A 22,434-nucleotide genomic window follows, 5' to 3' on the forward strand; every position below is an offset into this window, starting at 1 on the left:
CAGCACACTCCGTAGCCGAGAGTCGCCCGCCACCGGTTCGAAACCGGGTGACGGGCGGACCTCTTCAGCCAGGAGCATTGCTCAGGGAGTAGGCGGCGGCGTCTGCGCGCATCCGCCAGGGCAGTCCCGGACCCGTTCGTTCTGGTGCTCACAATCGGGGCTGTGCTGGTGTTCTCCCTGGTCGGGCTTCGGTTGAGCCGGGTCGACCGGCTCCTCTTCGCCGATGGGGTCCTTGACGTCCGTAGGCGTCGACATTTGACGATCTCCTCCCCTGATGATCTTTCTTTGTCATACCAGGCAGCCTCGATTACGACGGCCCCTCTGTCGCAGGCCCTCTTCCTGCGAACGGGGCAATAGTGCCACAACGGAGCAGTGATCGGGAGTTTTTACCTACACTGAGTCATCGTCGGCACCCGAACGAGGGACGCCTATTTAGCGAGCCTCACGATCTCCGCCGAATGGCCGCACCGGCCCGCGAGAGGGCGGAGAATCGAGCTCATTCCACTGCGCCATCCGGCCTAAGATCCAAAACTTCTTGCGACATAAGGGTTTCCGGCCGCAAAACCGGGGAACTCACGGCCTGTCGGGGGTTGACCGGCGAAACATCCGGAGGAGATAACGATGCCCACGTGGTTGGTCATCATCATCGTCATCGCCGCGATCCTTGTGGTGGGCGCGGCCGCTTGGTTCGTCGTCGCGGAACAGCGCAAGCGGCGATTGCGAGAGACGTTCGGGCCGGAATACGACCGTGCGGTCGAGGAGCACGAAAGCCCGAGGAAAGCCGAACGTGAGCTTTCGTCGCGAGTGAAACGACATTCGGATCTCGACATCCGGCCGCTACCGCAGTCCACAAAGGACCGGTATGCCCAGGAATGGGCGCTGATCCAGGAACAGTTCGTCGACCGCCCGTCCGGCGCCGTCGTCGAAGCGGATCGGGTACTGGTCTCCTTGATGGCCGAACGCGGCTACCCGACCGAGGGGTACGACCAGCAGCTCGCGGATCTGTCCGTCCGGCACGCGAACGCGTTGCGGCACTACCGAGCCGGACACGACACGTTGGTGCGCCACAAGGAATCCGAAATGTCCACAGAGGACATGCGCGAAGCGATGAAGCACTACCGCGAAGTGTTCGAAGATCTGTTGACCGATGCCGGCGAAGGAGCGGAAAGCCATGGAAAGCAGGCCCCTGGAAACCGAGGGAACGGAACGCGTCGCGGGGACGACGGATCGGCTCGGCGAGGAACGGACCGCTGACGGCGAGACCGGGCAGGCTTTGAGCACCGAAGATCTGGTGGCCACGGAACCCGAGCGCACCGACGAAGACGAAGCGCAGACGCTGTTCGCCGACGCCGACGTCGATCGGTTCCGGGAGAGCTGGCAGGGTATCCAAACGGCCTTTGTGGACGATCCGCGGCGGGCGGTCAAGGAGGCCGACGAACTCGTCGCGGTGGTGATCCAGAACCTGGCCACGACATTCGCGGACCACAAGAAGGAACTCGAATCCGCGTGGAGCCAGGGCGAACCGGCGACCGAAGACCTCCGGATCGCGCTGCGCCGCTACCGGTCGTTCTTCAACCAGTTGCTGAGCGCCTAACCCAAGGCCTCGTGAGTGGTGAGGACGGTTAGAACCGTCCTCACCACTCACGAGGTTTCAGGCGCCGGTCGTCGATCCGGGCCGGACGATCATCAGCACCGTCACCACGGCCCAGAGCAGGTTGAACATCCCCGTGTACATCGCCACCCGCCCGGCCGTGACCGGTTCCGACGGCGGTTCGGTGTCCAGCGCCGCGAGGATCGCGTTCTGCCCCGGCAGGACGAGCAACGCCAGCACGCCGGCGGCGGCCGCGGTGAGCACGATCGACACGATCACCCACATGTCCCCGAAGACCCGCATGCTGCCCGCCGTCGCCAGCCCGAAGAACGGCACCGCGATCCCGAAGATCGCGTAGACCCGGCAGATCCGGTTGAGCGCGCGAAGCACGGACAGCCCGGATCCCGGTTCGGCGTAGGCCTTGCGTGCGGCGGCGGGGAACATGCTCGCCGCGACGGTGACGGGACCGACGGCGATGACAGCGGCGAGCACATGAAGAATCAGAAGGACTTTCGACACGCCACCGAGCCTATGGTCGTCGCCCCGGCCTCCGGTACCGGTGTTTTCGACAGATGTCGCAGGATTCCGGCCATCCGGCTACGTCCGTCGACGTATGCGCGGTGCCGCCTGTGAACGGATGTGGTGACGGCCTCACCCGGGACACCATTCGTCACCATGAACCTTCCCGTGGACACAGACGAACTCACGAAACGGTACGGCGAGCAACTCGCTGTGGACCGGATGAAGCTGACCGTGCTGCCCGGCGAGATCTACGGCTTCCTCGGCCCGAACGGCGCGGGCAAGACGACGACGTTGCGGATGTTGCTGGGGTTGGTCCGGCCGACGTCCGGCAGCGTCCGGCTGTTCGGCAGGCCGCCCGGTGATCTCGGCGGGGTCGGCGCGCTGATCGAATCGCCGGGCTTCTACCCGTATCTGTCCGGTTCGGACAATCTCAAGGTGCTGGCCCGGTACAGCGGAACGGATCCGCGCCGCGTCGGCGAGGTGCTCGCGATGGTCGACCTCGCCGATCGCGGCAAGGACCGGTACTCGGCCTACTCCCTCGGCATGAAGCAGCGGCTCGGTGTCGCGGCGGCACTGCTGAAGGATCCGCGGTTGCTGATTCTCGACGAGCCGACCAACGGGCTCGACCCGGCCGGGATGGCCGACATGCGGGTGCTGATCCGCAGGCTCGGCGCGGAGGGCTGCACCGTGCTGCTGTCGAGCCATCTGCTTGGCGAGGTCCAGCAGATCTGCGACCGGGTCGGCGTCGTCTCGCGCGGGCGGCTGGTCGCGGAGAACACGGTGGCCGAGCTGCGCGGAGGCACGGTGCTGCACATCGAAACCGACGAGGTCATGCGCGCCGCGGACCTGGTGCGGCACTGGATCGGCGCGGAGAACGTGCGCGCGAGCGGGACCGGTCTCGACCTGACCGTCGACCCGGAACGCGCGTCGTGGCTGAACCGCGAACTTGTCACGGAAGGGATCGCGGTCCGCGAACTGCACGTCCGCGAGCGGGATCTGGAACAGGTGTTCTTCGAGCTCACCGGAGAGGTGGCGGATCATGTGGGGTAGTTGCGGCGCCGAGCTGGCGAAACTCGTCCGGCGGCCGGCGAACTGGTTCATGCTGGGGATCGCGGTCGTGCTCGGGCTGACCTTCACCTATCTGCTGCCGCTCGCGGGCGCGGCGGGTTCGTCGAGCGGCGCGCCCGGTACGGATCGCGGGCTCGCCGCGACCCTTCCGGCGAATCTGGTCGGCAACTCGATCAGCGGGCTGCCGGTGTTCCTCGGGGCGATCCTGCTGGTGATCGGCGTACTGGCCGTCGGCACCGAATACGGCTGGAGCACGTGGAAGACCGTGCTGACGCAAGGACCTTCGCGGCTGACCGTCTACAGTGGAAAGTTGTTCGCGCTGGCCGTCGCCTCCTTGGCGGTCGTGCTGACGTGCTTCGCGACCGGCGCGGTCACAAGTGCGCTCATCGCCTCGTCCGAGGGCGAGCCGATGAACTGGCCGACGTTCGGCTCGCTGCTGACGGGGATCGGCGCCGGCTGGCTGATCGCGATGACCTGGGCGGCACTCGGCGCGGCGCTCGCCATCGCGATGCGCGGGGTGGCGCTGCCGATCGGGCTGGGCCTGGTGTGGCTGCTGGTGGTCCAGAACCTGCTGTTCGGCGTCGCGGCCCCGCTGGTGGACTGGGTCGGCACGCTCCAGCTGGCGCTGCCGGGGGCCAACGCCGGTTCGCTGGCCGCGTCGCTGGGCGCCTCGGGCGCGACGCCCGGCGTCGGGGAACTCGTCGGTGCCTCACAGGCGACTCTGGTCGTGGCCGGCTACCTGGTGGTCTTCGCCGGTCTCGGCGGCTGGCTGCTGCGGCGCCGGGATGTCCTCTGAACGCGCGTGAAGGCCCCCTTCCCTCGGCTCAGCGAAGGGAAGGGGGCCTTCACGCGGGATCACGCCAGGGCGTCGAGGTCGGCGACGACGTCCGCGGGCAGCTCGAGTTTCGCGGCGGCGACGTTCTCGTGCAGGTGCAGCAGCGACGAGGTCCCCGGGATCAGCAGGATGTTCGGCGACCGCTGGAGCAGCCACGCCAGCGCGACCTGCATCGGCGTCGCGTCGACCCGGCGGGCGCAGTCGTCGAGGACACCGGACTGGAGCGGCGTGAACCCGCCGAGCGGGAAGTACGGCACGAACGGGATGTTGATGGCCGCGAGGGCGTCGAGAAGGCCGTCGTTGGCACGGTTCGCGACGTTGTACTCGTTCTGCACGCAGACGACCGGCGCGATGGCGCGGGCTTCCTTGACCTGTTCCGCCGAGACGTGGCTCAGGCCGAGGTGCCGGACGAGCCCCTGCTGCTGGAGTTCGGCCAGCACCTCGAACGGTTCCGTGATCGAGACCGGGATCGGGAAGACGCCGTGCTCCCCCGCGAGCCGCAGGTTGACCACGTCGAGGACGTCGAGGCCGAGGTTGCGCAGGTTGTCATGGACCGCCGAGGTCAGCTCCTCGCGTGAGAGCGCCGAAGGCCAGCCTTTGTCCGGAGTCCGCTTCGCGCCGACCTTGGTGACGATGTGCAGGCTGTCCGGGTACGGGTGCAGCGCCTCGCGGATCAGCTCGTTGGTCGTGTGCGGACCGTAGAAGTCGCTGGTGTCGATGTGGGTGATCCCCAGCTCGACCGCCTCACGGAGGACGGCGATCGCGGCGTCGCGGTCGCTCGGCGGCCCCCAGATACCGGGGCCGGACAGCCGCATGGCGCCGTAGCCCATCCGGCTCACGGTGAGATCGCCGAGGGTGAGGGTGCCGCCTGGGCTCATGGTCGCTCCTTGTGCAAGTGGGTTCGGCTCACCTTATGCAGGCTCGCCCGTCCCGGCGCGTGCGGGAAGGGAGCAAGGGACCTTTGCTACCACTCGGGGCTCTGACCTGCGCGAACAGCCAGACCCACCAGCTGGTTCGCCAGTCCTTCGGTCAGCCCGTCGACGAACATCGCGGGGCCGGCGGGCATCCCGCGCTCGGCCAGGACCGTCGCCACGGCCTCCCCTGGGTTCGCGTAAGGCCACAGTCCCGCGACGAGGATGAAGACGGCCTTCGCGAAGTGCCCGGCCGCTTCGGCGTCCAGCGGGGCATGGGCGCGGACGAGGCCGGCGAGCCGTTCGGTCCGGTCGGCAGCCCGGGTCTTGAACGCCCGGGCGGTCTCCACGGAGATGTTGCGTTCGAGTACGGCGGCCATCGTGCTGATCAGCTCGCACAGCAGGCGCTGCCGCGAGATCGACGTCGCGATGACGGCCGCGACACGCTCGTAGCCCGAGCCGTCGAGGTCGCTCAGCTCGCCTTCGAGCTCGTCGAGCCACGCGACCCAGACCGAGTCGAGGACTTCCAGGAAGACCGCCTCGCGGCTGTCGAAGTACCGCAGCACGTTCGACTTCGCCAGGCCCACGCGGTCGCTCAGTTCCCGCAGGCTGATCCGGGAGACGGGCCGCTCGGACAGGAGTTCGCGCGCCGCACCGAGGATCGCCGCGCGCCGGGCCTCGACCTGTTCCGGCCGCCGAGCGCGCTGGAAGTCGGGGGCCACGCGCCGCACGGTACCAGACCACCCGGCTGTTATTCGGTCTTCGCGGCCCTCCTGGCCTGCACCCGCTTGTAGCTCCAGATCAGCAGCGCGAACAGGATGAGCCCGGACAGGATCAGGCTCGATCCGGTGCTCCAGCCCCCGAGCGGCAGACCGGGCACGAGTCCCCAGACGACCCCCGCGGCCAGCAGGCCCAGCCCCGCCAGCACCGAACCCGCGATACGCAGCGGCGACGAGACGCTGTCCTCGGCCGCCTTCATCGCCCTGTCGCGGATCGGATCGACGTACTTCTCCACCACGGGGAACTCCGAGGCCAGCACGAGCAGGCCCGCTAGCACGAGCAGCAGGCCCGGTCCGGGCAGCACGAGGAGCGCGATGCCGACCAGCAGCAGAACGCCGCCCGCGATCAGGATCAAGACCTGCTTCACGGGTTTTCCGATGCCCACCGTCTTCTCCTCGCCGTCGTCCCTTTCGTCGATTGTGCCGGTCGCGCCGGGAACGCGCTGGTCCGACACGTTCGGGTCATGCCCCTGTCGGTGGCGGACGAGCCCGTTCGTCGGGATGGTGAACAGGTTCAGACAGGAGGACCGATGCGCTACATGTTGCTGATCTGCGGAAGCCCGTACCCCGGCGCGGACGAGAGCGACGAACCGCTGGACGAAAAGACGCGGGCGTGGGTCGACGAGATGACCGCTCGCGGGGTCCGGCTGTCCGGCAGCAGGCTCCGTTCGGCGGCCACCGCGACCACCGTCCGGCGCCGCGACGGCGAACTGCTCGTCTCGGACGGGCCGTTCGCGGAGACGAAGGAACAGATCCTCGGCTACGACCTGATCGAGTGCGCCGATCTCGACGAGGCGATCGAGATCGTGTCGAAGCATCCGGTCGCCGAGTTCGCGACCATCGAGATCCGGCCGATCTGGCCGACCCCCTGACCCGGCTCGTGAGTGAGGGGTGTGTGGATATAGGGACGTTGGATGCCCCTATATCCACACACCCCGTCGCGACCGGACCGGTCACGAAGACCGTGTGGATTTCTGGTCATCCAACGCCCCGAAATCCACACAGTCGTCATCCCGGAGCCGACCCCCTGACCCCGGCCTCGTGAGTGGCAAGGATGGTCCTAACCGTCCTCGCCACTCACGAGAGCAAAGGTCCCTTGCTCACTCCCCCGCGCGCAGCAGCTGCTCGAACGGCACGAACCCGCTGTCCGGCGCCGTGGCCGTCCCCTCCGACGACAGCCGGGCGGCGAACTCCCGTCCCGCCCGCGAAGCCCGCGTGTCGAGGTCGCCCGGAGAAGCCCAGTCCGACGAAGCCGCGTACACCGCCGTCGCGACAGGCTCGGCGCGAAGGTAGGCGAAGAGCGGACGCAGCGCGAAGTCGAGCACCAGTGAATGCCGTTCGGTTCCGCCGGTGGCGCCGATCAGCACCGGCTTCCCGTCGAGCGCCTTCTGGTCCAGCACATCGAAGAACGACTTGAACAGCCCGCTGTACGACGCGGTGAACACGGGAGTCACGGCGATCAGGCCGTCCGCGGAGGTCACCGTGTCGATGGCCGTCCGCAAGGCGGGCGAAGGGAATCCGGTCAGCATGTTCTTCGTGACGTCGACGGCCAGGTCCCGAAGTTCGATCACCTCGATCCGCACGTCCGGCAGCACGGAGGAAACCGCCGCCGAGAGTTTGTCCGCGAGCAGCCGCGTCGACGAGGGCTGGCTCAACCCCGCGGTCACCACTGCGATCGTCGTCATGCCGCAACCTCCAACCGGGAAGCGTGAGTAGGCGCCTCGGGCACGTGCGCCGGGCGGAGCGAGTCGAGTTCCTTGCGCAGCACCGGAATCACGTGCTCGCCCAACAGGTCGAGCTGTTCCAGCACGGTCTTCAGCGGCAGGCCGGCGTGGTCCATCAGGAACAGCTGACGCTGATAGTCACCGAAGTGCTCGCGGAAGGTCAGCGTCTTGTCGATCACCTCTTGCGGGCTGCCGACGGTCAGCGGTGTCTGCTCGGTGAACTCCTCCAGCGACGGCCCGTGCCCGTACACCGGCGCGTTGTCGAAGTACGGCCGGAACTCCCGCACCGCGTCCTGCGACTTCGGCCGCAGGAACACCTGGCCGCCAAGGCCGACGATGGCCTGGTCCGCCTTGCCGTGCCCGTAGTGCTCGTACCGCTCGCGGTAGAGGTCGATCAGCGCCTGGAAGTGCTCCTTCGGCCAGAAGATGTGGTTCGCGAAGAACCCGTCGCCGTAGTAGGCGGCCTGTTCCGCGATCTCCGGGCTGCGGATCGAACCGTGCCACACGAACGGCGGGACACCGTCGAGCGGCCGCGGCGTCGAGGTGAACTCCTGCAGCGGCGTCCGGAACTTGCCGGACCAGCTGACCACGTCCTCGCGCCACAACCGGTGCAGCAGGTGGTAGTTCTCGATGGCCAGCGGAATGCCCTGGCGGATGTCCTGCCCGAACCACGGGTACACCGGGCCGGTGTTTCCGCGTCCCATCATCAGGTCGACACGGCCGTCGGCGAGATGCTGCAGCATCGCGAAGTCCTCGGCGATCTTCACCGGGTCGTTCGTGGTGATCAGCGTGGTCGAGGTGGAAAGGATGATCTTCGACGTCTGCGCGGCGATGTAGCCGAGCATCGTCGTCGGCGAAGACGGCACGAAGGGCGGGTTGTGATGCTCGCCGGTCGCGAAGACGTCGAGGCCGACTTCTTCGGCTTTGAGCGCGATGCGCACCATCGCCTTGATCCGCTCGTACTCGCTGGGCGCCTCCCCGGTGGTCGGGTCGGTCGTCACATCGCCCACCGTGAAGATTCCGAACTGCATGACCTGCTCCCTGGGCCGGGGTTACGTTGCTTGAGCGTTCAACCTCACGCGCGCAAGAAGTATTCCAGACCATCGGCGCGAGCTGAAAGGGTGACTTGATCGGCCCGGAAAGTGGCCGCCCTCACACTCGAAACCATGTGGCTCACCTCCCTGCTTGTGACAACGTTGACATTCGCTCTCACACCGGCCACCACCACTCCCGAACCCACCGTCGCGGCGACGATCTGTGCCAAGTACTGCGACAGCCGCGACCCCGCACTGGCCGCCGGCGAAAGAAGACCCGGCACCGCGTCCGTCTGGGGCCGCGGCATCACGCTGCATCTCTCCGACGGCGACAACATGGGCTGGGGCAGCATCGGCAACGGCGACCCCGGCGACGAAGTCTGGCTCGACCGCTCCTTCGACGGCGGCCGCACCTGGGCGGGCGACAGCCGGATCGGCGACACGAAGATCCCGTCCGGCCAACGCGGCTGGCGGACCCTGATGTTCAACGTCGACGACCCCGCCACCCACCGTTTCGGCGCCCTGCGCGCCTGCGGAAAAGCGAGCAACCGACCGGAAATCGCCTGCACACCATGGTTCCGCACCACGATCGCCGCCAATACCCGGGCCGAAGCCGCGGCGACCGCGCTCATGCAGTTCTACGACAACGGCACCGGGCTCTGGCAGACCACGGGCTGGTGGAACTCGGCGAACGCGCTCACCGCGATCCTGGACTACAGCACCCGCACCGGCTCGCCGAACTACCGCTACGCGATCGCGAACACCTTCGACCGCAACCGCGGCGACAACTTCACCAACGAATACATCGACGACACCGGCTGGTGGGCACTCGCCTGGATCCGCGCCTACGACCTGACGAAGGACCGCCGATACCTCGACACCGCCGTCATCGCGGCGGACTACATGTACTCCTACCGCGACGGGACCTGCGGCGGCGGGCTCTGGTGGTCGACGGCGAAGACGTACAAGAACGCCGTCACCAACGAGCTGTACGTCAAGGTGGCCGCGTCACTGCACAACCGGCTCCCCGGCGACACGCTCCAGCTCGCGCGGGCGCGCGAGGTCTGGGACTGGTTCCGCGCGAGCGGCATGATCAACGGGAGTTCCCTGATCAACGACGGCCTGAACGCCTCCTGCGCCAACAACGGACAGGCCGTCTGGAGTTACAACCAGGGCATCGTCCTCGGCGCGCTGGTCGAACTGAACCGCGCGACCGGTGACGCCGCCCTGCTCACCACGGCCCGGCGGCTCGCGGACGCCTCCACGACGACGTCGCTGCTGCACTCGAACGGGATCCTCCGCGACCCGTGCGAGTCCGGTGACTGCGGCGCCGACGGGCCGTCGTTCAAGGGCGCGTACGCCAGGGGGCTCGGCGAACTGGACCGGGCGCTGGCGGGCAGGCCGTACCGCGCTTACCTGACGCGGCAGGCGAACGCGACGATCGCGAACAACCGCACGTCGCTCGACCAGCACGGCCTGCGCTGGGCGGGGCCGGTCGACAAGATCGACGCCGCCCGTCAGCACAGCGCGCTGGAGGTCCTCACGGCAGCCCTCTGAGCACCGGATCCGGAACGTGCAGCCAGGCGCGGACCTCGGTCTCCTTCTCGTGCACGAGCACCTGCCGGTAGCTCATCGTGTCGAGACCGGGGCCGCCCTGGTCCTGGACGTCCTCGTGGAACCGGTCGGAGACGAGCACCACCACGGGCGACTCGCCCGGCGCTTCGGCGAGCGCGTCGCGCAGCACGCGTGAATCGAGCAGCCGCGCGAGGAGCACCTTCGGCCGTCCCGTCACGCCGTACTCGTCGAGCGCGATCTCCCCGGCGTGGATCGCCACCCGCACCCGGATCCGCAGGCCGGGCTCGGTGGCGACGTTGTACCTGGCCAGTTCCGCGGTCAGCCGTGAGAGAAGCGGATACACCAGGCGGAACTTCGGGAAATGCGGCGGGACGACGACGATCATGCCGTCCCCGGTGTCGCGTTTCAGGCAGGCGTCCCAGGCGATGCCGCTGGTCTCGAAGGCTTCGGCCAGCATGCCGAAGAGCATCCTCCGGACCCGGACGAAGACCTCGCTGCTGCGGCCGACCTGACCGAATCCGGCGATGTCGATCGAGAACAACCCGCAGTGCATGCCGGACTCGACCCACGCCGTCGGCGGCGGATAGAGGATCTTCCGCCGCAGCAGGGCGAGATGCACACAGGCCACGGTGACCAGGAGGATCGTGCCGAAGAGCCAGGCGAACGAGAGCATCGCCTCCGACTCGCCTTCCGCCGCGGCCCGTTCGAGCAGGAGCAGCATCGCGAGGGCGACACCGCCGTAACCCAGCACGAACAGCCAGAGGGCGGCTCGACGAAGGCGGATCGCGGCGTGCGCGACCGGTAACAGCGCGAGCATGCCGAACGACCCGACGACCACCACGAAATACCAGAGACTCACGACGCGTTGTGCGGTCGAGACGCGTGTGGGACCGGTTCCGACGGCCACCTTCTTCCCCCCGTCACCGTGTGACACCGGGAACGATAACGCCTCATCCGAGCCGGGAGGAAGTCGCTTTCCCCAGCCGTGACCCGGCCATCGGGACGGCGTGATGCGCCACACCGGAGGCTCGGGAGGACGAAGCTGTCGGAGGGGACGGATATCCTCCAGTACGGTGTCGCGTTGAACACCACCTCCACGAGCTAGTTCGCGAGCCATGACTCCAGGAGAAGTACCCAGTGACTGCTGAGACCCTGTACGGGGCCGACGACCTGACGCATCTCGAGGGTCTGGAAGCGGTCCGCAAGCGCCCCGGGATGTACATCGGTTCCACCGACAGCCGCGGCATCAACCACCTGTTCTCCGAGGTCGTCGACAACTCGACCGACGAGGGTGTGGCGGGTCACGCCACGAAGATCGTGGTCACCCTGCACGCCGACGGCAGTGTCCAGGTCGACGACGACGGCCGCGGCATCCCCACCGGCACGCACGCCAAATCCGGCCTGTCGGGCGTCGAGCTGGTGCTGACGAGGCTGCACGCGGGCGGCAAGTTCGGCGGCTCCGGTTACAAGACCTCCGGTGGCCTGCACGGCGTCGGCGCCTCGGCGGTGAACGCTCTGTCGCACCGCTTCGACGTCACGGTGAAGCAGAGCGGCAAGGTCCATCAGATGTCGTTCGCGCACGGCGTCCCCGGCGTGTTCGACGGGCCCGGCCCGAAGGCGAAGTTCACCCGCAAATCCGGGCTGAACATCACCGGAAAGATGAAGCGGGGCGAGCGCTCCGGCACGTCGATCCGGTACTGGTACGACTCGCGTTACTTCGAAAGCGGCGCCGCGCTCGACGTCGAAGGCGTCCGCGCGAAGATGCGCAACACCGCCTTCCTCGTCCCCGGCGTCACGTACGTGCTGCGCACCGCCGTCGACGATTCGATCAGCGAAGAGACCTTCCACTTCCCCAACGGCCTCGCCGACATGGTCGACTTCCTCGCCCCGGACAGCGAAAAACCCGTCTGCGGCACGCTGATCATCAATGGTGAAGGCACGTACAAGGAGAACGCGGCCGACGCCAGCGGTGTCATGCAGTCCAATGTGGTGCGTCACGCGGAGGTCGAGGTCGCGCTGCGCTGGGGCACCGGCTACGAGCGCACGGTGGAGTGCTTCACCAACACCATCCGCAACGTGCACGGCGGCACGCACCGCCGCGGTTTCGACCGCGCGGTACTGAAAGCCTTGCAGGACGCCATTTCCAAGACCCGCGGGCTGCTCAAGCCCAAGGAGGAGATGCCGACCGTCGAAGACGTCCTCGAAGGGATGACGGCGGTCGTCCACGTCCGGCTGCCCGAGCCGCAGTTCACCTCGCAGACCAAGGACGAGCTGTCCACCGCCGGCGTCACCCGGGTCATCCAGGGCATCGTCGACAAGCACATCCGCGCCTGGACCGAAGAGCGCAAGACCAAGTCCGAGGCGAAGATCGTGCTGCAGAAGGTGGTCGACGCGGCACGCGTCCGGCTCACCCAGAAGCAGCAGAAGGACGCCGCCCGGCGCAAGACCGCGCTCGAAGGCGCGGCGATGCCGCCGAAACTGGTCGACTGCCGCACCACCGGCGTCGCCCGCAGCGAGCTGTTCCTCGTCGAGGGTGACAGCGCGCTCGGTTCGGCGCGGATGGCGCGCGTGTCGGAGTACCAGGCGCTGCTTCCCTTGCGCGGCAAGATCCTCAACGTCCAGAAGGCGTCGCTCGGCGACACCTTGAAGAACGCCGAGATCGCCTCGATCGTGCAGGTGCTCGGCGCGGGCAGCGGGCGCACGTTCGACCTGTCGACCATGCGCTACGGCCGGGTGATCCTGATGGCCGACGCGGACGTCGACGGTTCGCATATCCGCACGCTGCTGATCACGCTGTTCGCCAAGTACATGCGGCCGGCGATCGAGGACGGCAGGCTCTACGCCGCGATGCCGCCGCTGCACAAACTGGTCACCAAGGGCCGCAACCCGGAAACCCACTTCACCTTCACCCAGAAGGAGATGGAGACCAAGTACGCGGAGCTGGAGCGCGCGGGCAAGCAGATCGTCACGCCGGTGCCGCGGTTCAAGGGCCTCGGCGAGATGGACGCCGACGAACTGTGGGAGACCACGATGAACCCCGCCACCCGCTCGGTCCGCCGGATCACCCTCGACGACGTCGAAGCCGCGGAGAACGCGCTCGAACTGTTGATGGGCGAGAAGGTCGAACCGCGCCGCAACTGGCTGGTCGAATCCTCCGACCGGGTCGACCGCGAAGCCATCGACGCCTGATTTCGCTGCTATTCAAGGAGCTTTGAGCAATGGCACGCCGTAAGGGCACCACCACCAAGGTCGATCCCTCCGCGTTCGACAAGCCCGGCGCGAACGTCTTCGACAACTCGCTGAAGACGGAGATCGAGGATTCGTACCTGGAGTACGCCTACTCGGTCATCCACTCGCGGGCGCTCCCGGACGCGCGGGACGGGCTGAAGCCGGTGCACCGCCGGATCATGCACTCGATGAACGAGAACGGCTACCGGCCTTCGCACGCGTACGTGAAGTCGGCGCGTGTCACCGGCGACGTGATGGGTAAGTACCACCCGCACGGCGAAACGGCGATCTACGACGCCATGGTCCGGCTCGCACAGGACTTTTCGCTCAACGTGCCGCTGGTCGACGGGCACGGCAACTTCGGCTCCCCCGACGACGGACCGGCCGCCTCGCGATACACCGAGGCGCGGCTGTCCCCCGAGGCGATGCTGCTGGTCGGCGAACTCGGCGAGGACACCGTCGACTTCCGGCCGAACTACGACGGCTCGCTCGAAGAGCCGTCCGTGCTGCCGGCTGCGTTCCCGAACCTGCTGGTCAACGGCACTTCCGGGATCGCGGTCGGGATGGCGACCAATATGATCCCGCACAATATGAGCGAGGTCATCGGCGCGGCGCGGTGGCTGATCAACCACCCGAACGCCACCCTCGACAAGCTGATGGAGTACGTCCCGGGCCCCGACCTGCCGACCGGTGGTTCGCTGCTGGGGCTGGACGAGGTCCGCCGCGCGTACGAGACCGGCCGTGGCGTGGTGCGCATGCGCGCCAGCGCCGAGACCGGGCCGCTGGAGGGCAGCCGCGGCCGTCAGGCGATCACCATCACCGAGCTGCCGTACGGCGTCGGCCCGGAGAAGGTGATCGAGAAGATCACCGACGAGGTCAACAAGTCCAAGCGGCTCACCGGCATCGCCGACGTCAAGGACCTCACCGACCGCGAGAACGGCACCCGGCTGGTCATCGAATGCAAGGTCGGCGTGAACCCGCAGGCGCTCCTGGCGGATCTGTACCGGCTCACGCCGCTGGAGCAGTCGTTCGGGATCAACAACCTGGTGCTGGTGGACGGGCAGCCGCAGACGCTGGGGCTCAAGGCGCTGCTGGAGGTCTTCCTCAGCCACCGCTACGAGGTCGTCACCCGCCGCACGCGGTACCGGCGCCGTAAGCGTGAAGAGCGTCTGCACCTGGTCGACGGTCTGCTCATCGCCCTGCTCAACATCGACAAGGTGATCAAGCTGATCCGCGAGAGCGAGAACGCCGCGGCCGCGAAGGACGGCCTGATGAAGCGGTTCAAGCTCTCGGAGATCCAGGCGACCTACATCCTGGACACCCCACTGCGGCGGCTCACCAGGTACGACCGGATCGAACTCGAAGCCGAGCAGGACAAGCTGCGCGCGGAGATCGCCGAGCTGTCGAAGATCCTCGACGACGAGTCGGTGCTCAAGAAGGTCGTGTCGGCCGAGCTGGCCAAGGTCGCCAAGGACCACCCCACCGAACGCCGCACCGCGCTGATCGACGGCGACCTCAAGGAGGTTCTCGCCGCGTCGAAACCGTCGGGTCCGCTGGAGGTCGCCGACGATCCGTGCCAGGTGATCCTGTCGGCCACCGGGCTGGTCGCGCGGACGGCGGCGGAGTCGGAGGAGGCGTCGGAAGTACGGCGCCGCAACGGCCGCGTCAAACACGACTCGGTGTCCGCGGTGGTCCATTCGACCGCACGTGGTCAGGTGCTGCTGGTGACCAACCGCGGCCGTGCGTTCAAGACCGACGTGCTGCCGTTGCCGGTGCTGCCCGAGCAGGCGGGCACGGTGTCGCTGCGCGGCGGGATGGCCGCGAAGGAACTGGCGCCGCTGGAGAAGGGCGAGCGCGTCATCGGGCTGGCCCCGCTCGGCGAACAGGCGGCCGGCTCCCCCGGTCTGGCGCTCGGCACGAAGCACGGTGTCGTGAAGGTGTGCGCGCCGGAATGGCCGGTCCGCTCGGACGAGTTCGACGTGATCAGCCTGAAGGACGGCGACGAGGTCGTCGGCGCCACCTGGCTCACCGACGGCGAAGAGACGCTGGCGTTCCTGTCGTCCGAAGCGTCACTGCTGCGCTACCCGGCTTCGCTCGTGCGGCCGCAGGGGCTCAAGGGCGGCGGCATGGCCGGGATCACCGTGCGCGGTGAAGCGGAAGTGGTCTTCTTCGGCGCGATCCGTACCGACGACGCCGAACACGGTGAGCCGATGGTCGTCACCGCGACCGGCGCGAGCGTGAAGGTGACCCCGTTCAGCGAGTACCCGGCCAAGGGCCGGGCGACCGGTGGTGTCCGGGCGCAGCGGTTCCTCAAGGGCGAGACGCGGCTGGTCGTCGGCTGGATCGGCCCGCGTCCCGCCGGCGCCTCGCGCACCGGTGACCCGGTGGAGCTCCCCGAAGTCGACATCCGCCGCGACGGCTCCGGCCACGCCCACCCCGGCCCCGAGGTCGTCGGTCACCTCATCGAACGGGACTAGCCCCGCCCACGCGAGCCCTAACTCCGCACTCGCGTGATCGGGGGCGTAACTCACGTGATCGGGCGCGGAACTCGCGTGATTGGAGCCGGAACTCACCCACCACCCGAGTTCCGCCCCCAATCACGCGTGATACGCCCCCAATCACGCGAGTCACGCCCCCAAACACACGAGTTACGCCCCCAATCACGCGAGCTGGCCACTCAATCACACGAGCCGTTCGCCCAAACACGCGTGTCGGCCATCCAGTCACGCGTGTCGGCCATCCAGTCACACGTGCCGTCCGCCCGATCACGCGTGTCGTCCGCCCAAACACGCGAGGCGGCCCATCGGTCACCGGCCAGCCGACTCCTCACGCGGTAGCAAAGGTCCCTTGCTCCCCCGCGGCCCGTGCCCACCGCATTCAGAGGACTAAACGCGAGGGCTCAGGAGGCCTTTCGCGATGTGAGTCACCTGAATCTCGTTGCTCCCCGCGTAGATCATCAGCGACTTCGCGTCCCTCGCCAGCTGCTCCACCCGGTACTCCGCCATGTACCCGTTCCCGCCGAACAGCTGCACGGCCTCCATCGCCACCTCGGTGGCCGCCTCCGACGAGTACAGCTTCATCGCCGAAGCCTCGGCCAACGTCGGCATCTTGCCCGCGCGCAGGGTCTCGATCAGCTGGAACACCATGTTCTGCACATTGATCCGCGCGACCTCCATCTTCGCCAGCTTCAGCTGGATCAGCTGGAACCGCCCGATCTCCTGCCCCCACAGCTTCCGGTTCTTCGCGTAGTCCACGCAAAGCCGATGACACTCGTTGATGATCCCGAGCGCCAGCGCCGCGACACCGATCCGCTCGACGGCGAACCCGGACTTCACCTCGGCCTTGCTGTCGCCGTCGCGGCCGGTCTCGGATTCGCCGAGCAACCGGTCCCGCCCGAGCCGGACGTCGCTGAAGAACAGCTCACCGGTCGGCGAGGACATCATGCCCATCTTCTTGAACGGCTTGCCCTGCGTGAGCCCGGGCATGCCCTTGTCCAGCACGAACGTCAGCACCTTGCGGTCCCGCACGTCCGAGCCGTCGTCGAGCTTCGCGTACACGATGATCGTGTCGGCGTAGGGCCCGTTGGTGATGAACGTCTTCTGTCCATTGAGGACGTATTCGTCACCGTCGCGCCGCACCGACGTCTTCATCCCGCCGAAAGCGTCCGAGCCCGAGTCGGGTTCGGTGATCGCCCACGCGCCGACCTTCTCGAACGTCGCCAGCCCGGGCAGCCACCGTTCCTTCTGCGCCTGCGTGCCCTTGGTCAGGATCGTCTGCGCGGTCAGCCCGATGCTCACGCCGAGTGAGGCGACGATCCCGAGACTCACCCCGGCCAGTTCGCTCACCGCGATGAGCGCCATCGCCTCCTGCCCACCGAACGCCAAGCCACCGCCACCGGACCCACGCTCCTTCGACAGCAGTTTCGACACCGATTCCCGCGCGAGCGCGTCGATGCCGAAGGACGCGAACATCTTGCGGATGATGTCGTACGGCGGCAGCGTCCCGCTTTCCAGCGCGTCGAGGTGCGGCCGGATCTCCTTGTCGATGAACTCCCGGATGGCGTCCCTGATCAGCAGTTCGGTCTCGGACCACTCGATCACGGCAGCCTCGCGGCGATGTCGTCGATCTCCCAGGCGGCCTCGGTTTCGATCACCTTGACGTCGTGCCAGCCCGCGAGTTCGGAGATCGCGCCGCCCTGCACCGCGAACACCTTGCCGGTGAGCGGGCATTTCTCGGTCGCGAGATAGGCCACCAGCGGTGAGATGTTCGCCGGGGAGAACGCGTCGAACTCCCCTTCCTCGACCTCCTGCGCGAAGATCGCGCCCATGCCCGGCGTCGCCAGGGTGAGCCGCGTGCGCGCGATCGGCGCGATCGCGTTGACCCGCACGCCGTAGCGCTCCAGCTCCTCGGCGGCGACCAGCGTCAGCGCGGCGATCCCCGCTTTCGCCGCGCCGTAGTTCGCCTGCCCTGCGTTCGGCAGCGTGGTCCCGGACGCCGACGCGGTGTTGATCACCGAGCCCGCCACTGGTTCGCCGGCCTTGCTCGCGCTCTTCCAGTACGCGGCCGCGTGCCGCAGCACCGCCGCGTGCCCCTTCAGGTGTACCGCGATCACGGAATCCCATTGGGACTCTTCCAGTCCCGCGATGAACGCGTCGCGCAGGATGCCCGCGTTGTTCACGACGACGTCCAGCCTGCCGAACTCGCCCACCGCCTGCGCGACCAGTTCCTCCGCGCCCGCCCAATCGGCGACGTTGGCCGTGTTCGCCACGGCCTGCCCACCCGCCGCGCGGATCTCGTCGACGACCTCCTGTGCGGGCCCGGTGTCGCTGCCGCTGCCGTCGTTCGCGCCGCCGAGGTCGTTGACCACGACGCTCGCGCCCTCCCGCGCGAACAGCAGCGCGTGCTCGCGGCCGATCCCGCGTCCGGCGCCGGTGATGACGGCGACCCGCCCCTCGAGTGCTCCCATGGCTTTTGCTCCTACTCCGCGAATTCCGCGAGGCCGTCCTTGATCACGACGGTCTCGCCGACGGTGGTTTCGAACGCGTAGCTCCCGGCACCCGCGCTCCAGATGGACGTCGTCAGGTCCTGCCCCGGCAGCACCGGCTTGGCGAACCGCACGGCGAGCCGCTTCAGTCTGTCCACATCGGACCCGGCGACCTCGGTCAGCAGCGCCCACGAGGTGAACGCCATGGTGCACAAGCCGTGCGCGATGATCCCTGGCAGCCCCGAATCCTTCGCGACCTCTTCGTCGAGATGGATGGGCATGGGGTCGCCGGCGGCGGGCGCGTACCGATAGGTCTGATCGTCGTCGACGTGCTGGCTGACCTTCGCCACCGGCGCCCGCGCACGCAGGTCTTCGTCGAACTTGTGCTCCGGCCCGAGTTCGCCCCGCGTCTCGCCGGTGTCGAACCCGCGCACGAACAAGGTCACGTACTGCTCGTTGACCAGGTCGCCGCCCTCGGTCCGGCAGTCGAGGTGGATGGTGCCGCGGCTGCCGTTCTTCAGGCCTTCGTAGCCGGTCATCCGCGCCCGTGACACGAGCTTGTCGCCGGGGCGGATCGGCCGGTGGAACCGGAATTCCTGCTCGCCGTGCACGATCCGGCCGAACAAGCCGACCGGGACGACCTCGAGCGCGGGTTCCATCAGCGACTCGAACACCGGCACGATCGCGAACACGGGGCTCGCGACGTCACCCGCGAGATGCGCCGGGATCGGGTCGTTGGTGGCCTTCGCATACTCGATCAGCCGCTCCCGGGTCACCTCGAACCTGGACTCGTCGGTCCACTTGCCGAGCCCGCCGGGGTCGAACCGCTCGGTCACGAGACCAGCGCCTTGAAGTTCTCGAGGGAGGCGTCGAGGTTCTTCTTGCCGTCCTTCTCGACGGCCTTGCCGAGCGCGCCGACGATCATCTGGCCGGCGAACTCCGCGTCGATGCTGGCGAGCGAACCTTCGCCGGAGGCCTCCACCGACAGTTCGAACTTGACCTTCACCCCGGCCATCCCGGTCCCGGAGATCGCCAGTTTCGACGGCGCTTCGAACTCGTCGACGGTCCAGGTGATGGTGTTCGGCATCCCGAGCATCGTGACGACCTCGGAAGCCTGAGCCCCCTTGGAGAACTCGGCCGGCACCTCGCCCTTCCACTTGGTGTGGATGGTCAGCCACTTCTCGAAGTTGTTGGGGTTGGAGAACTCCGCCCACACCTTGTCGGGAGCGGCGGGGAGTTCGACGGAGGCACTGATCTTGCCCATGGTTCTTCCTCTCGGGATCAGCGCTCGGCGCGCTGGTAGGCGGTGACGACGGCGGCGCCGCCGAGTCCGATGTTGTGCTGCAGCGCGGCCTGGACGCCGTCGACCTGGCGTTTGTCCGCGGTTCCGCGCAGCTGCCAGGTGAGTTCGGCGCATTGCGCGAGGCCGGTGGCCCCGAGCGGGTGCCCCTTGGAGATCAGCCCGCCGGACGGGTTGACGACCCACTTCCCGCCGTAGGTGGTGTCCCCGGAGTCGACGAGTTTCCCGGCCTCCCCCTCGGCGCAGAGCCCGAGCGCTTCGTAGAGCAGGAGCTCGTTGGCGGAGAAGCAGTCGTGCAGTTCGATGGCCTGGAAGTCCTCCGCACCGAGCCCGGCCTGGTCGTACACCTGGCGGGCGGCCTGGACGTTCATGTCGTAGCCGATGATGTTCTTCGCGGTGCCGTCGAAGGTGCTGGCGAAGTCGGTGGTCATCGCCTGCCCGACGATCTCCACGGCCTGCCCCGCCAGCCCGTGCGAGTCCACAAAGGACTCGCTGGCGAGGATCGCCGCGCCCGAGCCGTCCGACGTCGGTGAGCACTGGAGCTTGGTCAGCGGGTCGTAGATCATCCGCGAGTCCAGGATGTCCTGCAGCGAATAGCTGTCCTGGAACTGCGCGTACGGGTTGTTCACCGAATGCCGGTGGTTCTTCTCGCCGATCTTGGCGAAGTGCTCGGCGGTGGTGCCGTAGGTCTTCATGTGCTCGCGGCCCGCCGCGCCGAACATCCACGGCGCGGGCGGGAAGAGCACTTCGGAGATCTCCGCGAGCGCCTGGATGTGCCTGCCCATCGGCTGCTCGCGGTCGTCGTAGGTCGAGCCGAGTGATCCAGGCTGCATCTTCTCGAAACCGAGCGCGAGCGCGCAGTCCGCGCGGCCGCCCCGGATCGCCTCCGCCGCCAGGTACAGCGCGGTCGACCCGGTCGAGCAGTTGTTGTTGACGTTGACCACCGGGATCCCGGTCATGCCCAGTTCGTAGACCGCGCGCTGCCCCGAGGTCGACTCGCCGTAGACGTAGCCGACGTAGGCCTGCCGCACCTCGTCGAACGAGATCCCGGCGTCTTCCAGCGCCTTCGTCCCGGACTCCTTGGCCATCTGCGGGTAGTCCCAGCCCTCGCGGCGTCCGGGTTTCTCGAACTTCGTCATGCCCACGCCGACGACGTACACCTTGTTGGCCACCACGACGCTCCTTGTCGTTGCTGTTGAGACTGAAGATACAGACAGGACTGTATTTATCAACCCCTTACATACAGGTCTGCACGGATGTTACTTAGGGCACGTGTCGCTAAAGTCGGGGTATGGATCCCGAGGAGCTTCGGCAGCGGTTCTCCCTGCTGACCACCGCGCATCTGACCGACGGCTGCGTCCGCGCCGGCGTCCCGGTCCGGTGCGCGCCCGCCGGTACGCACGCGGTCGTACCCGGCGGCCGCGTCGCCGGGCGGGTCACCCCCGCACGGCACGTCGGCAGCGTCGACGTCTTCCTGGAGGCGTACGAAATCGCGAACCCCGGCGACGTCCTGGTCGTCGACAACGGTGGCAGGCTCGACGAGAGCTGCGTCGGAGACCTCGCGGTGCTCGAAGCCGAGGCGGCCGGGCTGAGCGGCGTGGTCATCTGGGGGCTGCATCGCGACACCGCGGACATCAAGAAGATCGGGTTGCCGGTGTTCAGTCTCGGCTCGATCCCGACCGGTCCGCTCTCCGTCACCGCCCGCCCGGACGACGCGCTCGAGTCGGCCGTCGTCGGCGAGTGGACGGTGACGCGGGAGGATCTCGTGTTCGGCGACGAGGACGGCGTGCTGTTCGTCCCGGCCGGCCGGGCGGACGAGGTCCTGGACCGCGCCGAGGGCATCCGCGACACCGAGCGGCTCCAGGCCGACCGGATCCGCGCCGGAGAGTCGCTTCGCGAGCAAGTGCGCTTCGCCGACTTCCTCGAGGAGCGCGCGAAGTCGCCTTCGCTGACGTTCCGGCAGCACCTGCGGGCGGTCGGCGGCGCCATCGAGGAGTAGCAAGGGACCTTTGCTGCCACTGGAGGCCCTGACCAGGGGAAACACGCCTGGTCAGGGCCCCGGATCACGACGTCTTGACGCCGCCCAGCCACAGCAGACCGTCGACGACGAAGCGGTTCTGCACCTCACTGCCGAAGGTCGACGAAAGCGGCTGGTTCGTCTCGTAGTTCATCTTGTCGTGCCCGAAATTGGCGTACAGCATCTTGTACTTGGTGTTGGTCCAGAGGATCGGGTAGTACCCGCTGTACCAGGACTGGTTCGGATCGGTCCCGAGCGGGAAGCTCACCGGATCCACCGAGGCGAGGATCCGGATGTCCGGGTTCTTCCGCAGATCCCTGTTCCAGGCGTACCACTCGCTCACCGACGAGGTGAAGGTCGCGGGCAGCCGCGTGGTCGACGGATGCGGCCGGTTCTCCACCTTCAGCGTCGCCGTCGTCGGGCCCCAGGTGTTGGACTTGAACGCACCCGTGCCGAGGAATCGGTCGTGGTACCAATCCCAAGTGGACGGATCGGTGTTGAACGCCGCAACATGGAAGCCGAAGAACGCGCCGCCCGCGTTCATGTACCGCTCGAAGCCCGAACGCTGCGCCGAGGTCTGCGGAAGGTCGTCCAGGAAAAGCACGACCTGGTACTGCGATGGTCGCAGCGAGTTCAGCCGGTTCCAGTCGTTGGTCGCGGTGTAGCCGAAGTTGTTCTGCGAAGCGGTTTTCGGGAACCACTGGTTGGCTTCCTTGACGAAACTGATGTGCGCCGCGTCGTAGGTGCCGTTGTAGAAGGCCAGCACCTGGAAAGCGGGGGCCGCCTGTGCCGTCACCGGTGCCAACGCCAGCGCGAGACAGGATGCGAACAGCAGAGCGAGCTGGACCGCGATTCTCCTCATACGC

Annotated in this window: 23 protein-coding genes; 9 read left to right on the forward strand and 14 right to left on the reverse strand. The window is 67.7% G+C overall.

Translation table 11 applies throughout. From position 1 onward, the window contains the following. Positions 1 to 81: 81 nt before the first annotated feature. On the reverse strand, positions 82 to 255 hold the full coding sequence (locus H4W30_RS34510) for a hypothetical protein (protein ID WP_192746397.1): 174 nt from the start codon (positions 253 to 255) through the stop codon (positions 82 to 84). A gap of 366 nt (positions 256 to 621) precedes the next feature. On the opposite strand from H4W30_RS34510, the gene H4W30_RS34515 reads away from it, so the two are divergent. Further along, positions 622 to 1,254: a hypothetical protein gene (locus H4W30_RS34515; RefSeq protein WP_192746398.1), complete on the forward strand. Its 633-nt coding sequence runs from the start codon at positions 622 to 624 to the stop codon at positions 1,252 to 1,254. Then, complete coding sequence (locus tag H4W30_RS34520) at positions 1,172 to 1,594, forward strand: hypothetical protein (RefSeq protein ID WP_126737089.1); 423 nt, start codon at positions 1,172 to 1,174, stop codon at positions 1,592 to 1,594. Before H4W30_RS34515 ends, H4W30_RS34520 begins: the two co-directional genes overlap by 83 nt. 57 nt (positions 1,595 to 1,651) lie before the next feature. Here the strand turns inward: H4W30_RS34520 and H4W30_RS34525 are convergent, their stop codons facing one another. After that, on the reverse strand, positions 1,652 to 2,110 hold the full coding sequence (locus H4W30_RS34525; RefSeq protein WP_192746399.1) for a hypothetical protein: 459 nt from the start codon (positions 2,108 to 2,110) through the stop codon (positions 1,652 to 1,654). A gap of 156 nt (positions 2,111 to 2,266) precedes the next feature. Between H4W30_RS34525 and H4W30_RS34530 the strand changes: the two genes are divergently transcribed. Both H4W30_RS34530 and H4W30_RS34535 read left to right on the forward strand, forming a co-directional pair. Next, the gene (locus H4W30_RS34530) at positions 2,267 to 3,163 is read left to right on the forward strand and encodes an ABC transporter ATP-binding protein (RefSeq protein WP_192746400.1); all 897 of its coding nucleotides are present in this window, start codon (positions 2,267 to 2,269) and stop codon (positions 3,161 to 3,163) included. Then, complete coding sequence (locus tag H4W30_RS34535; RefSeq protein ID WP_192746401.1) at positions 3,153 to 3,977, forward strand: ABC transporter permease; 825 nt, start codon at positions 3,153 to 3,155, stop codon at positions 3,975 to 3,977. The genes H4W30_RS34530 and H4W30_RS34535 overlap by 11 nt, the downstream gene beginning before the upstream one ends. A 59-nt stretch (positions 3,978 to 4,036) precedes the next feature. Here H4W30_RS34535 and H4W30_RS34540 read toward each other — a convergent pair whose 3' ends face one another. From H4W30_RS34540 to H4W30_RS34550, 3 genes are all read right to left on the reverse strand, one after another. Beyond that, positions 4,037 to 4,894 carry an oxidoreductase gene (locus H4W30_RS34540; RefSeq protein WP_192746402.1) on the reverse strand — a complete coding sequence of 286 codons (858 nt, stop codon included), beginning with the start codon at positions 4,892 to 4,894 and terminating at the stop codon, positions 4,037 to 4,039. An 86-nt stretch (positions 4,895 to 4,980) separates the two neighbouring features. Continuing rightward, a complete protein-coding gene (locus H4W30_RS34545) occupies positions 4,981 to 5,649 on the reverse strand; it encodes a TetR/AcrR family transcriptional regulator (RefSeq protein ID WP_378234877.1) in 669 nt (222 codons plus the stop codon). A 29-nt stretch (positions 5,650 to 5,678) separates the two neighbouring features. Then, positions 5,679 to 6,092: a PGPGW domain-containing protein gene (locus tag H4W30_RS34550; protein ID WP_034317710.1), complete on the reverse strand. Its 414-nt coding sequence runs from the start codon at positions 6,090 to 6,092 to the stop codon at positions 5,679 to 5,681. A 144-nt stretch (positions 6,093 to 6,236) separates the two neighbouring features. On the opposite strand from H4W30_RS34550, the gene H4W30_RS34555 reads away from it, so the two are divergent. Then, the gene (locus tag H4W30_RS34555) at positions 6,237 to 6,578 is read left to right on the forward strand and encodes a YciI family protein (RefSeq protein ID WP_192746404.1); all 342 of its coding nucleotides are present in this window, start codon (positions 6,237 to 6,239) and stop codon (positions 6,576 to 6,578) included. A gap of 228 nt (positions 6,579 to 6,806) precedes the next feature. Here H4W30_RS34555 and H4W30_RS34560 read toward each other — a convergent pair whose 3' ends face one another. Both H4W30_RS34560 and H4W30_RS34565 read right to left on the reverse strand, forming a co-directional pair. Then, the gene (locus H4W30_RS34560; RefSeq protein WP_192746405.1) at positions 6,807 to 7,391 is read right to left on the reverse strand and encodes an FMN reductase; all 585 of its coding nucleotides are present in this window, start codon (positions 7,389 to 7,391) and stop codon (positions 6,807 to 6,809) included. Next, entirely contained in the window at positions 7,388 to 8,461 is a 1,074-nt protein-coding gene (locus H4W30_RS34565; protein ID WP_192746406.1) for an LLM class flavin-dependent oxidoreductase, read from the reverse strand. The genes H4W30_RS34560 and H4W30_RS34565 overlap by 4 nt, the downstream gene beginning before the upstream one ends. Positions 8,462 to 8,596: 135 nt before the next feature. Between H4W30_RS34565 and H4W30_RS34570 the strand changes: the two genes are divergently transcribed. Next, positions 8,597 to 10,021 carry a glycoside hydrolase family 76 protein gene (locus H4W30_RS34570; RefSeq protein WP_192746407.1) on the forward strand — a complete coding sequence of 475 codons (1,425 nt, stop codon included), beginning with the start codon at positions 8,597 to 8,599 and terminating at the stop codon, positions 10,019 to 10,021. Here H4W30_RS34570 and H4W30_RS34575 read toward each other — a convergent pair. Then, positions 10,005 to 10,898, reverse strand: coding sequence for a nucleotidyl cyclase domain-containing protein (locus H4W30_RS34575; RefSeq protein ID WP_318780716.1), 894 nt, complete (start codon positions 10,896 to 10,898; stop codon positions 10,005 to 10,007). The genes H4W30_RS34570 and H4W30_RS34575 overlap by 17 nt on opposite strands. Before the next feature lie 278 nt (positions 10,899 to 11,176). Here H4W30_RS34575 and H4W30_RS34580 point away from each other — a divergent pair, with 278 nt between their 5' ends. Further along, on the forward strand, positions 11,177 to 13,228 hold the full coding sequence (locus tag H4W30_RS34580; RefSeq protein WP_192746409.1) for a DNA gyrase/topoisomerase IV subunit B: 2,052 nt from the start codon (positions 11,177 to 11,179) through the stop codon (positions 13,226 to 13,228). Between the two features lie 29 nt (positions 13,229 to 13,257). Beyond that, positions 13,258 to 15,744, forward strand: a complete 2,487-nt coding sequence (locus H4W30_RS34585; RefSeq protein WP_192746410.1) for a DNA gyrase/topoisomerase IV subunit A — start codon at positions 13,258 to 13,260, stop codon at positions 15,742 to 15,744. Between the two features lie 408 nt (positions 15,745 to 16,152). Here H4W30_RS34585 and H4W30_RS34590 read toward each other — a convergent pair whose 3' ends face one another. From H4W30_RS34590 to H4W30_RS34610, 5 genes are read right to left on the reverse strand one after another with little or no spacing between them, the layout of a single operon-like run. Beyond that, on the reverse strand, positions 16,153 to 17,367 hold the full coding sequence (locus H4W30_RS34590; RefSeq protein ID WP_192746411.1) for an acyl-CoA dehydrogenase family protein: 1,215 nt from the start codon (positions 17,365 to 17,367) through the stop codon (positions 16,153 to 16,155). Beyond that, positions 17,364 to 18,233: an SDR family oxidoreductase gene (locus H4W30_RS34595; protein WP_192746412.1), complete on the reverse strand. Its 870-nt coding sequence runs from the start codon at positions 18,231 to 18,233 to the stop codon at positions 17,364 to 17,366. The genes H4W30_RS34590 and H4W30_RS34595 overlap by 4 nt, the downstream gene beginning before the upstream one ends. Before the next feature lie 11 nt (positions 18,234 to 18,244). After that, positions 18,245 to 19,087, reverse strand: a complete 843-nt coding sequence (locus H4W30_RS44640; protein WP_192746413.1) for a MaoC/PaaZ C-terminal domain-containing protein — start codon at positions 19,085 to 19,087, stop codon at positions 18,245 to 18,247. Beyond that, on the reverse strand, positions 19,084 to 19,515 hold the full coding sequence (locus H4W30_RS34605) for a type II toxin-antitoxin system Rv0910 family toxin (protein ID WP_034322070.1): 432 nt from the start codon (positions 19,513 to 19,515) through the stop codon (positions 19,084 to 19,086). The genes H4W30_RS44640 and H4W30_RS34605 overlap by 4 nt, the downstream gene beginning before the upstream one ends. 17 nt (positions 19,516 to 19,532) lie before the next feature. Next, on the reverse strand, positions 19,533 to 20,726 hold the full coding sequence (locus tag H4W30_RS34610) for a lipid-transfer protein (protein ID WP_318780717.1): 1,194 nt from the start codon (positions 20,724 to 20,726) through the stop codon (positions 19,533 to 19,535). Positions 20,727 to 20,842: 116 nt separating this feature from the next. Between H4W30_RS34610 and H4W30_RS34615 the strand changes: the two genes are divergently transcribed. Further along, positions 20,843 to 21,550, forward strand: a complete 708-nt coding sequence (locus H4W30_RS34615; RefSeq protein ID WP_192746415.1) for an RraA family protein — start codon at positions 20,843 to 20,845, stop codon at positions 21,548 to 21,550. Positions 21,551 to 21,614: 64 nt separating this feature from the next. On the opposite strand, the gene H4W30_RS34620 is transcribed toward H4W30_RS34615, so the two are convergent. Next, positions 21,615 to 22,430, reverse strand: coding sequence for a ThuA domain-containing protein (locus tag H4W30_RS34620; protein WP_192746416.1), 816 nt, complete (start codon positions 22,428 to 22,430; stop codon positions 21,615 to 21,617). Between the last annotated feature and the right edge of the window lie 4 nt (positions 22,431 to 22,434).

The organism is Amycolatopsis roodepoortensis (assembly GCF_014873915.1).
GTDB lineage: Bacteria > Actinomycetota > Actinomycetes > Mycobacteriales > Pseudonocardiaceae > Amycolatopsis > Amycolatopsis roodepoortensis.